This window comes from Paenibacillus sp. P4_A9, assembly GCF_056402415.1.
Genome location: NZ_JBFUHL010000007.1, coordinates 23,593 through 35,517 on the forward strand (window position 1 = coordinate 23,593; position 11,925 = coordinate 35,517).

General features: G+C 46.9%; 8 protein-coding genes. 2 read left to right on the forward strand and 6 right to left on the reverse strand.

Features of this window, described 5'->3' with window-relative positions:
* Nucleotides 1-20: 20 nt before the first annotated feature.
* The 4 genes from AC1DVJ_RS08140 to AC1DVJ_RS08155 all read right to left on the reverse strand — a co-directional run bounded on the left by AC1DVJ_RS08140 (nucleotide 21) and on the right by AC1DVJ_RS08155 (nucleotide 5,982).
* Nucleotides 21-1,661: an extracellular solute-binding protein gene (locus AC1DVJ_RS08140; RefSeq protein ID WP_477589761.1), complete on the reverse strand. Its 1,641-nt coding sequence runs from the start codon at nucleotides 1,659-1,661 to the stop codon at nucleotides 21-23.
* Nucleotides 1,662-1,711: 50 nt separating this feature from the next.
* Complete coding sequence (locus AC1DVJ_RS08145) at nucleotides 1,712-2,611, reverse strand: carbohydrate ABC transporter permease (protein WP_477589763.1); 900 nt, start codon at nucleotides 2,609-2,611, stop codon at nucleotides 1,712-1,714.
* A 15-nt stretch (nucleotides 2,612-2,626) separates the two neighbouring features.
* Nucleotides 2,627-3,595, reverse strand: a complete 969-nt coding sequence (locus AC1DVJ_RS08150; RefSeq protein WP_477589764.1) for an ABC transporter permease — start codon at nucleotides 3,593-3,595, stop codon at nucleotides 2,627-2,629.
* A 326-nt stretch (nucleotides 3,596-3,921) separates the two neighbouring features.
* Entirely contained in the window at nucleotides 3,922-5,982 is a 2,061-nt protein-coding gene (locus tag AC1DVJ_RS08155) for a beta-galactosidase (protein ID WP_477589766.1), read from the reverse strand.
* Nucleotides 5,983-6,092: 110 nt separating this feature from the next.
* On the opposite strand from AC1DVJ_RS08155, the gene AC1DVJ_RS08160 reads away from it, so the two are divergent.
* Nucleotides 6,093-6,950 carry an AraC family transcriptional regulator gene (locus AC1DVJ_RS08160; protein ID WP_477589768.1) on the forward strand — a complete coding sequence of 286 codons (858 nt, stop codon included), beginning with the start codon at nucleotides 6,093-6,095 and terminating at the stop codon, nucleotides 6,948-6,950.
* 136 nt (nucleotides 6,951-7,086) lie between these two features.
* Here the strand turns inward: AC1DVJ_RS08160 and AC1DVJ_RS08165 are convergent, their stop codons facing one another.
* Complete coding sequence (locus AC1DVJ_RS08165) at nucleotides 7,087-8,220, reverse strand: glycoside hydrolase family 88 protein (RefSeq protein WP_477589770.1); 1,134 nt, start codon at nucleotides 8,218-8,220, stop codon at nucleotides 7,087-7,089.
* A gap of 164 nt (nucleotides 8,221-8,384) precedes the next feature.
* Here AC1DVJ_RS08165 and AC1DVJ_RS08170 point away from each other — a divergent pair, with 164 nt between their 5' ends.
* Nucleotides 8,385-9,218: a helix-turn-helix domain-containing protein gene (locus AC1DVJ_RS08170; RefSeq protein ID WP_477589771.1), complete on the forward strand. Its 834-nt coding sequence runs from the start codon at nucleotides 8,385-8,387 to the stop codon at nucleotides 9,216-9,218.
* Between the two features lie 328 nt (nucleotides 9,219-9,546).
* Here AC1DVJ_RS08170 and AC1DVJ_RS08175 read toward each other — a convergent pair whose 3' ends face one another.
* The gene (locus AC1DVJ_RS08175) at nucleotides 9,547-11,922 is read right to left on the reverse strand and encodes a hypothetical protein (RefSeq protein ID WP_477589772.1); all 2,376 of its coding nucleotides are present in this window, start codon (nucleotides 11,920-11,922) and stop codon (nucleotides 9,547-9,549) included.
* Nucleotides 11,923-11,925 lie beyond the last annotated feature (3 nt).

The following is an 11,925-nucleotide window of genomic DNA, read 5'->3' on the forward strand; positions in this document are numbered from 1 at the left end:
TTTAGATACGGTTATCGCGATTAACGGAATTGACCCGCGTCGATCGCTTTTTGCTTCTCATCCAGAATCTCTTGATAGCCTGCCTGAAGGAACTTCTTCTTGGCATCCGCATACAGCTTATCAAACTGATCTGGAGGAGACATAACAATCTTCAGGTAGAGCTCCTGGAAGAGGGCATTCAGGTCCGCTTTATGCTCGGTTACATTCTTGAGTACAACGGAGAACAAAGCATCCGGCGTACGATATTCTGCGGTAGCGTTCCAATTTTTCATCAGCTGTTCAGTCAATGGCTCCTGTCCAGGAACCGTCCAATTGCGCAGGTTCGCCTTGGTTGTCAAATCTGGTGTGGAGAATTCCGCGATTTCGGTCACTAGCCCCCAGTAATCCTTATTGTTGTTGTTGGAAAGCTTTGATTCGCCTTTGAAATCCGCAACTTTCTTCGGCAGGCCATCGGCATCGAGGGTATAGTTCTGACCTTCGACCCCGTTCTGCAGGTAGAACAAGTTCTTCGGCTGGCTCATCCACTCAAGATACAACCACACGGCAACCCGTTCTTGTTCGGTTGATTTGTGGTTAATGCCCATGATGAACCCAAACGGCCAGTCGGCGCGGCCCTGCGGCTTGCGTCCTTGAGGTACGCCGGCTTCCGGAGGGATCACGGCAAATTGGGCTTGCGGATTGTTCTTCAACGTAGCGGCGAATAAGTCCGTATTGCTGGCAAGATAAAGTCCATAGGTACCGGTCCTGCCTGCCACGAACTCGGCCTTGATCTTGTTGTCGTCGTCGCGCAGATAAAACTCCTTGTCAATCAATCCGTTGTTATATTGATAGTTTAAATTCTTCAGCCAACGCTCCGTATCGGCGGTGGTGAAATCCGCAACCGCAAGATCGGAATTAAGCGCGCGGTACTTCGGATCAATCGGCCAATCGCGGAAGGCATAGCTGTAATTGAACACATTCCGGGTTAAGGCTCCGCCTGATACACCGAGTCCCGCTGCCTTCCATTTCACGAGCATCTCGTTGTATTTCTCCAAAGACGTCAGATCTTCTACCTTCATGCCGACCTTCTCGACCCAGTCTTTCCGGATGAGACTCACAAAGTTGTTATAGTTAGGACGCTTAGCGAAGATGAACATATTCTTCTTGTCCACTACACCATATTGTTCAACCGTCTTGCTCATGTTCTTCCAGTAGGTCGGGGCATACTTGGCAACTTCGTCCAGTTTGAGCGGCTGCAAGACCTCTTCGGAATAGTATGTAAGCGCCTGAGGCATGTCATAATGGAAGATCATATCCGGTGCCTTGCCGGCTGACAGCATCTGCTCGAAATCCCTCACTTCGTTACTGCGCGAAATCGGCACGAAATTGACTTTGACATTGTGTTTCTCGCCGAATTCCTTCTGGATCCATCGCGTGTAATAGTTGTCGGCTACGTTCCACCCCTCGAACGCACGATCATACACTGGAATATCGAGGTTGACCGTCTGTGCGAAGCGATTCGAAGAATCAAGCAAGCTGGTGCTTGCGCTCGCACTTGGACTAGCCGAGCTGGCCGTGGATGGTGACGTTGTGCTCCCGCTGCCGTTATCATTGCAGCCCGCCAAAAGACCAGTACTCATCACGGAGGCCAAAATCACAGGGGCCCATTTCTTCATGCTCATCGTATTTCCTCCAATATCAAATTAGTATCTATGCCAACGCCGCTTTAAAGTTATTCCTTAACGGCCCCAAGCATCGTTCCTCGAACAAAATACTTCTGGATAAACGGATAGACACAGACGATCGGCAATGTCGCGAAGACAACGACCGAGGCCTTGAGCACCTCAGGATTGCTAAGCTCCACTTGGGTGCTCTCAAGTTGAAAGCTTTCGGTCGCCTGGATAACCAGATAATAGAGTTTTAACTGTAACGGCCGCAGGTCGGTATTCTGTTTAATGTAGAACAGAGCATCTTGATAAGCATTCCAACGACCTACCGCGTAGAAGAGGGATAATGTTGCCAAAATCGGCTTGCAGAGCGGGAGGACAATATTCAATAGAATTCGGAAGTGTCCAGCTCCGTCAATTCTTGCCGACTCCTCCAAGCTAACCGGAATACTGCTCGAGATGGAGCTCCTCAAAATCAGCAAATTGAATGCGCTGAACGATAGCGGCAATACGAGTGACCATATACTGTCCAACATCCCCAGGCTGTTCATCAACATGTAATCGGGAATAATCCCGCCATGGAAGTACATGGTGAACACAAAGATAAAGGTCAGCAGCCTACGGCCTTTCAGCTGCTTGCGCGATAACGGATAGGCCGCACAAATCGTAACGATCATCCCCAGAATCGTGAACAGCACAGTAACGAGGACGGAAACGTAAAGGGATCTTAGGATACTATCGTCAGCAAAGATTTTCTCGTAGGCCCCAATAGTGAAGCCGGCAGGCCAGAGATACACCTTGTTAGCGATTACATAGGCGTCATCGCTCAAGGATTTGGCGACGACATGTAGGAACGGCAGCGTACACGCCAAGGAGGCAATAATCAATACCGAGTGAATCATCACATCCCAAATGTCAAAGCGAAATCTACGTTTTACGGCATTCGTGCCGGCAGATAATTTCATGGGTTCGCATCCTCTCTAAATCAATCCGTCTTCGCCCAGTTTCTTCGCTATCCGGTCGGCGATCAAGACGAGGACGAGCCCGATGACCGATTGAAATAAACCTAATGCGGTCGCACGGCTGAAGTTGCCGCTTTCAATCCCCCAGCGGTACACAAGAACAGGTATGGTCGTGGTGAACTCCGTGGTCGCCTTGTTCTGTAGGGCCATAATCCGCTCGAAAGAGCCACCCATTACACCGCCCAAGCTCAAGATCAACATAGTCACGATCGTCATCCGGATCGAGGGTAAGGTAACATTCCACATTTTACGCCATCGGCCCGCTCCGTCGACGATAGCCGCTTCATACATCTCTGGATTTATGCCGCTGATAGCCGCAAGGTAGATGATCGACCCCCATCCCATACTCTGCCAGACACCAATGGCCAAATAACTGATCACCCAATTGGTATCCTCCTGCAGGAATGGGATCCGGATGCCCCCCAGCTTTTCGATGAGATTATTCACCATGCCGTTGCCTTCGCTTAAGAGCTGATAGGCGATGGCACCGATAATCACCCAGGAGAGGAAGTGKGGCAGATAGAGCAGCGTCTGATTCACCCGCTTGAACATAATGTTTTTGACCTCGTTGATAATAAGAGCGAGTACAATCGGCATCGTAAAGCTGAACAGAAGGTCCAGGATATTCAGCAGCAACGTATTCCGAATCGCTCGGCTAAAGTCGGGTTTGGCGAAAATCTCTTTAAATACTTCAAATCCTACCCATTCACTGCCCCAGAAGCCCCTCGCGATTTTATAGTTTTTAAAAGCGATCGTGAGTCCGAACATGGACGCATACTTAAAGATCAATACCATTGCTAAAGGAATAAGCAGCAGCACGTAGAGCTGCCAATCCCTGCGCAGATAGTGATATACCCCCCGTTTGATCTTCTTGGCAGCCGATAAAGCGGTTACATTTTTAGTATCAGAAGTTGCCAATGCTTTCATAGTCTCACCTCCTCCGTACTTGGGGTCCCCGGTTGATGTTCCTTTTCGGTTGCAGTTTAATGGGAATGTTTACCTTCTCACATCATAATGGGTTTTCCATGTCATTCACATGTAAAAAGTCGATCTGTTTGTTAAAAAAACAGTCTTTGTGATTGCGCTTATAAACCGACTATTTACGAGTATTAAAAAGAATTTGATTGATATATAGATATAAATCCCTATTAATTATCGTATTTTGTCGAAAATGAATGAATTCCGTCAAATATGAACACAAATCAACCTTGGCGTAATAATTCTTTCTTACACCAAGGTTGTTTCTATTTCTGTCATTTAGTCTGTCGTTTTAAAAGTTCAGTCCCGTTAACCTGAAAGTCGATAACACCTTCAACAGGTTCATTAGATTCCAAATGTGAGTAGCTTTCGTTATCAAGGGCAACACTGACCGATTTTCCGCTAAAATTCATTATAAATACATAATCATTCAAGCCGTCCGTACGTACCTGAGCAGTGACCCCCTGTGGAAGATCCGTATCTATAGCTCGCACAACTCCGGCTTGTTTAATTAATTTTTGATAAAATGCATGAAGAAAATCCGACTTCAGCCGCGTCGCCATATGATAGGCTTGCCCCTCGCCAAAGCGGTTTACGGTAAGTGCAGGTTGCTCCGCATAAAAACTGTCTGTATAGACGCCTAGTACCTCCGCGCCCTCGGTATGGATAATTTCACAGATCTCATGAGACTCGAAAGACCCTGTCAGTCCAAGTTGATTATTTGGCAGCATCGCTACGCCATTTCGGTCATGATCATATAGTCCCTCAATTTCCTCGGCCCAAATGCCGAGCGTTTTGCGAAGCGGACCAGGGAAGCCGCCGAGATGACACAAATCATGCTCATCGACAACGCCGGACCAATATGTCGTAACTAGCGTCCCGCCTTGTTCTACAAACTTCTCGAGTTTACCTCCAGTTTCTTCACGGCAAAGGTACAACATAGGCGCAACAATTAGCTTATAGACGGATAGATCATCCTCCGAACCTATCACATCGACCGCCACGCCTTGCTCCCAAAACGCACGGTGATGGGCAAGCACGGTTTCCTCATAGTGTATGCCCATGTTTCGCGGACCCTGGGAATCTTTGATCGCCCAGCGGTTGTCCCAATCAAACAAAATCGCTGTTTCCGCAGGCGTTGTTGTGCCAACCACCTCGGAGATATTCGTTAAAGTCCGTCCCAACTCGGCTACATCCTTGAACACACGTGTGTGCTCATGTCCGGCATGATCAACAACGGCTCCGTGGAATTTCTCGCTTGAGCCGCGGCTTTTACGCCATTGGAAATATTGCACCGAATCCGATCCATGTGCTATAGCTTGAAGGGAAGACAATCTATGCATGCCAGGTTGCTTTAGCTTGCTAACTGGCTGCCAATTCGTCAAGCTTGGGGTGCTTTCCATAAGTAGGAAAGGCTTCTGTTTCAGCGAGCGGAACAAATCATGATAAAAGGCAACGGTTGCTCCCAACTGGCTATCATCCTGACTCTCATGCCAAGTTGGATAGGCATCCCACGAAATAACGTCTAATATTTCTGCAAATTTGCGATAGTCTAATCCTTCAATCAAATGCATGTTTGTCGTGACTGGTAGATCTGGATTCGCTCCACGAACCGCGTCGATCTCATGCTTGCAAAAATCGACGGTTTGATCCGTAACGAATCGATGCCAATCCAGATTTTGTCCGTGAACCATTGTCTCACCATGCGGTGCAGGTGATTCGACCTGCTTCCATTCTGTATACGTATGCGCCCAAAATGAAGTCCACCAAGCCGCGTTAAGTGCTTCTAGCGTCCCATACTTCTTTTGCAGCCATTCTCGGAAAGCATCCTGACAGTAGTCGCAGTGGCAATCTCCGCCGAATTCATTGGAAATATGCCAGCCGATAACTGCCGGATGCTGACCATAGCGTTCAGCAAGCTTATTATTCATGATCGCCGTCTTTTCCCGATACGCAGGGCTTGTGAAGCAATGATTGTGCCTAAATCCATGCAAGTTTCGTACACGGTTGGCCGCCACCCTCCTTACCTCTGGATATCGTTCGGACATCCACGCAGGGCGCGCTCCACTTGGCGTTGCAAGCCATGCATAAATACCATTTTCAGCAAACGTATCCAGAATTCGATCCATCCACTCCAACGTAAAGGTTCCCTCTACCGGCTCCAGTGCAGCCCAGGCAAAAATACCAATTGCCATGACATTACAGCCCGCCAGTTTCATGAGTCGAATGTCTTCCTCCAAAACATGTGGATCGTGAAGCCATTGGTCTGGATTATAATCAGCGCCATGCATCATGACTGGCAGTTTATTGCTAATAGGTTGAAATTTTTGTGTCATTGCCCTATCATCCCCTCTTTTCAAAAATCGTCGTATTCTCTTATTGATTTTGATTATAAACCAACCAATCGTTATACTAATAGAACAGAAGAGATGAAAAATCGTACAAAATGAACATTGGTGGTGAGAATCTCATGATGCCATTTCTTCTTGCTGAATTTGCCATGATTGAAAATATGTTGCCTCTATACGTGTATTGTGTTGGCAGTCATGAGCAGAAGCATCTTCAAAGACCCGAGGGGTATCCCGCACATCAGCTCTTCTTATGCCGAAGCGGTAAGGGGATTTTTCGCATTCAAGGTAGTCGAGATCTGTTGATGACTCCCGGAAGCATACTCATCCTTCCCTCCGGCGTACCCCATGAATACTTTCCTGATCAAGGCGAKGAGGATTGGGAGCTAGGCTTCGTCGCTTTTGACGGCTCATCTTCCGGTTCCATTCTGGAGCACATTGACAACCGTATACCCACTCAATTAAAGAAGTCCCAGTTTCATGAGCTTTGGAATAAGCTTGAAGCCTTATGGCAGCTGATCAACCTGAATGGCGAACACGGATTCTGGAAATCGTCTCGAAGTATGTATGACATGCTGCTCTTCATCCTTGAAGGAGAGACCAGTCAAGAGGTAAAACAACGGATTAACCCAGTCGGGCAATCCAATGTTGCTCTTCAAGAAGCGATCAAGCTTATACATGATCACTATAATGAACGCTTGCATTTATCCAACCTGGCTAGAGCTGTCGGTTACTCCGTTCAACATTTCCATCGACTATTCGTAGGCAGCTATGGCACGTCACCCATGCTATATATTCAACAAATCCGAATGCGGCGTTCCCTGCAACTTTTTCAAGAGAACCCTGGTATGACTGTTGAACAAGTGGCGCAGCAGCTGGGAATGGAGACAAGTTATTTTATTCGGATTTTTAAACGAACCTATGGTGCGACGCCTAAACAATTTATTAAGAAATGACAGAAAAATGATGTATTATCGCATCAATCCTCTGGAATGGGTGCGGTAAGCCAACAAGAAATAAAACCATCCAGCCTTCTGCAGTTTACACTGCTATCGCTGGATGGTTCTTTCTAATGCTTTTTAAAGTAAAAACTTATAATAACTCCTTCAACTTACTAATCGCCTCAACATAATAATAATCACCATAGATGAGTGCACCGTTCTCTACCGTCGTGCGTTTGTTTTCTCCAGGATGGAAGGCTGATGTCGCATTCGTCAGGATACACTCRTCGGAAGGATCCCAGATGGCACATTTCTCATCGAGCGCTTTGAGAATCAACATTGCGGATTGGAGGTACAGCGCCTTTTCCGCATCTGGCACAGCTTTCGCAATTTCAATTAAGCCGCAAGCGGTGATTGCCCCTGCACTGCTATCCAGAAGCGTTGCATCTGCTGGTTGTCTATAATCGCATAGTGGTACATAACCCGTAAGCGGTAAGCACGCTAACACATAATGTGCGATTCGTTTCGCTGCTTGCAGATACTCGGGTTTCTGTGTCCAATTGTACGTTTGAGCGAAGCCATAAATCGCCCAGCTCTGGCCTCGTGACCATGACGAACCGCTCTCATAGCCCTGTCCTCTTGGAATATCTAGCACTTCGCCTGTTTCCTTATCATAGTTCACGATATGATTGACGGAGCCGTCTTCTCGAATGAAGTCCTTGATTGTCTTGTCAGCATGCTTCAAACCAATATGCTTAAAGCGATCATCCTTGCTTTGTTCACTAGCCCAGAACAGCAACGGAATATTCATCATGCAATCGATAATAGCCACGCCTTCCGTGCCGTTTCCATTCCAAGCACGAATGTAACCGCCTGCTAGATTATATCTAGCGGATAGTACATTTGCAGCCAGCATAGCGCGTTGTCTTGCTTGCTGATCACCAGTAAGTTCATAATTCAGTTTACTGGATAACAGCCACATAAAGCCTACATCATGATGCAATTGATCATAGCTATGTAGTACCTGATCTAACTTCTTCTCGATACTTTGCGCATATTGCTTGTAAGCATCGGTATTCGTGTCTTTGTACAGCTGCCATAGAATACCAGACCAGAACGAATTCGTCCACCAGGAAAGATTATCATGCCAATCGTCAAAGACTCCATTATTGGTCGTGTGAGGAAATCCGTCTTGAATGCGGGATGAGGTCTTGGCTATTTTCGCTGTGATCCGATCCCATGTGCCTTGAATGTAAGCTTTGTTTTCCTGTAAAATCGCTTTCATATTGATTGCCTCCCATAGCTAATCTGTGTGAATAACCTAAGTATATCGGGATTCCGATCTTGTACCTATGGTAGACCTTGCGCAATAGATTGCATAAATTGCTTTTTCAGTTTGCATTTTATGATATAGTTGATTCATTAAATCCTATGCCAAAGAGGGATACTATGAACGAAATACTTACCTCCATTCGCCTGAAAAATGGTGCTTTTAGTTATACCCATTCCATAACTCAAACCCCTCATGACGAACAACACCGCACCTATACGCTGGATTGTTACGAAATTTATTATTTAATCTCCGGCAATGTCGTTTATCAAGTTGAAGAACAGAATTATTCCCTAAGTCCAGGGGATCTCTTGATTATTAATAATCGAGAAATGCATCGACCCTATTTCACTACGGATGCTAGCTATGAACGAATCCTTATTTTTTTCACGCCTGAATTTTGTCAGCATTACCAAGAGATGAGCTACCCGATTTTGCAATATTTTGACCGTAAAAAGCCCGGAAGCTTYAACCGCATCCCGAGCAAGCTGGTAGAACAACTAGGCGCCTATTTCACCGAAATTGAAGAGCATATTCGTAACCGTCAACCGGCAAGTCAAGTGCTCATTGAATTGACTTTTATCCGACTCCTCATTCATTTGAATGATCTTATCGCCACACATCTGCATACGTTTGAGCTTGAAGGCAACTACGCCAAAATTGAGCATATCGTCACGTACATCCATAACAATCTATATCGTGTGCTTACTCTCCAGCATATCGAGGAAACCTTCTACATCAATCGGTATTACTTCTCCCATCTCTTCAAAAAAGTAACGGGCTACAGCTTCAAGCAATACATCATTCACAAACGAATCGCGAAGGCGATCGAATTATTGAAGCTTTCCATCCCTCCAACTGAGGTCTGTAAGATGACTGGATTTGAGGATTACTCTAATTTCTATAAGGCATTCAAGAAAATTACAGGTGTTTCGCCAGCGGGATATACGTAAAGCGATTGAGCTCGTATTTATGAGCACATGCTCCCTTTTACTACATTCATCTATACTTTTTACGCTTGCTGTTGCCGTACCTAATTTGTAAAAAATTTGAGTATTGGATCGCAGATGCGTTAGATATCGAAGTCCACGAGTTTTTCAGTTATTCCAAAAATATCAAAACCAAATTAAGTGAAAAAGAAGAAGAAGTTGTGTACAACAAGCACGTAAAAACACGAATCCGCCGCAATTAGTTCAATAGCCTTTCCCCTAGCTGACAACAAACCGATAACCACAGGAGATCCCTCACCCATGTTTGTGTTCAATGCCATCCCTTGCTCCCTTAAGGCACTTGCACCGATTCCGGCGTTCCCCACGTATACACCTTCATTTTTACAGAAGGCCTATGCTCTCCTATAAACTTACAACTGAACGAGATGGTTTGACTCCCTGCCCGTACCGTCAGAGCCTCTTCGGAAGCTTGAACCGTCCGAAGCAAATTCCAGTTGCTGTCGAAGATTTGACCGTTTCGACTGCCGTCGCACACCAAATACTCGCCAGCCTTCACCTCCGTATCGAAAATCATATACACTCCGTCTGTATAGAACGTAGGGCGTTTCACAGTACCATGCTCGTTACCGTAAGCTGCAGACACAGACATGCAAAATCGCAACGGCTGCCCGCCGTACTTGTTGTAAAATACCCAATCCGCACCTCCTGGCTGGCCGGGCTGCAGTTCCTCCGGATTACATTGGAACGAATTAGAAATTGCTATAGGATATAATTTCCATACCCCTTCTTCTGTCAATTCCAAATGCCAGTCGCTTTCAGGATCTTTCATTCTCTCACGCTGTTCTGATGAAAACGCTCCGGCTTGACGCGCACTCTCCCAAGTACGCACCAATTTCAGCAGGCTGTCGATGTTACCGTTGCGCCTAAGCACTGCCACATCGGCTGACAAGGCAAAGCCGGCGTTAAAGCCTGCCGCTTTTGACAGCACCCATTCAATCTCATCCTGAGTCGTCGCTTCAAAGCGATTGGAAGCAGATCGGATAAGAAACCATCCCAACATCGGAGGAATAAAATTTCTTGCATAATAACGCTGGTTACTGAGCCGCCATTCCAGCTGTCCTTCGCGAGTTGCCACTCCCCACGGCTCTCCCCAATTGAACCGCGTAAAAATATGCCACGCATAATTCGGCACAACAATGCTGGCGTCATTGATGACACCACTGCCCCATCCGTCATAGCATCGCTTGACGAAACGGTTCACTCCATAATCGTCATGACCGGTTGCGTAACAACCTTCCAGCCCGTCAAAAGAAATCTGTTTTAAACCGGTTACTTGGAAAAGTTGAGCAATACGATCGCTGTACTCGTCTTGAAGCTCCATATTCGGAAAAAGCACATCATACGGGTGATCCCAAACGCGGCCGATTTCCGAGCCGCTTTCATGAGCGGCTGCGACCGTGCCGTTCGCTCCTCGTGTGACGCCAAGCAGCATCCAAGGCGTGCTCTCCGAAACAATCTCGTATTCGATGAGTTCTTTGCCGATAATCGCCGTTTTTCGGTACAAACTTTGTTGAAAAGGCAGAGGATCATCAACTTCAATCTCAATTGCCGCCTCACTTAGCGGTTCTTTTAGACGCGCAACGCCAACTGTCTGCAGCCGGCTGTCCGGAACTGGCGTTACGTACGGGTCATTCAAAGTAGTAAAGTTGGAAAGCGTATGGATACCAACGTGCACGCCTTCACGTTCGGCCGTCTCAACGCAAGTACGCAGCCCCTTGTCACCATTCGGAAAACTTCCGGGCTTCAGCCTAAAATGTCCCCATTGTGCGAACGGGTCAGGATGGTAAACGTATTTCAACCCTGCCTGCTTTGTATATCCCACAGCTTCATCAATTGTCGCTTCGGTGAAATCTGTGATCAAATAAGACTGATTCGCTGCGGGTGATGCTTTTCCCCATTCGCCTTCGATCATCGGGTGAGGTAAATTTTCCCTCAGTTCAACTGCCTCGATCGTATCCAGCACCCGATCGACAGTGCAGCCGAACAGCGCTATCTTTGATCCGAGGATTTCCGCATCGTCGTTGTGCAGCGGAGCCACATCAACTTCCTTTAAATTCCAGACCGGTCTCCGCCCGCCTTTCATACGGTTTCGTGCATACGCCTGAAGCAGACTGCCTTCGTGGGTCGGCCAAGCTGTACAAAACTTATATTCGAATTTACTGTCTGCGAATGGAAAATTCACGAACTCCAACATTCCTAGCTCAGCCGGCCATCCGCCTATGGTTTTGGGATTGAGCGACAATAGGCCGACAGCCCATTCGCCATTGTGGACGATGCCAACGGACTCACCTATCGAACCGGAAATTTGAGTAGCATATGGCCCCCAAATGATCGCGTCGATTTCACCTTTCCGATTCGTTTGCTGTATTCCGATCACTTCAAACGTGACGTATTTTTCCTTCTCGTCGACCTTCACATCCACCTGCGCTCCGCTGCTTTCGTAAAAAAGCGACAGCTTCCCCGAAGTTTCATCGAATGCGGCGGAATCCGGCACCTCGATATGCTGTCCAATGACTATTCGCAGCAAAGGAGAACAGCACGACTGCTTATCGTACCTTCTACCGGTTGCCGCATCCGAAAACTGCATCAAATTGCCTTGAGCACTAATACAAAATATCAATTGACCTGCCTGAATTTGTATTCCCATCGT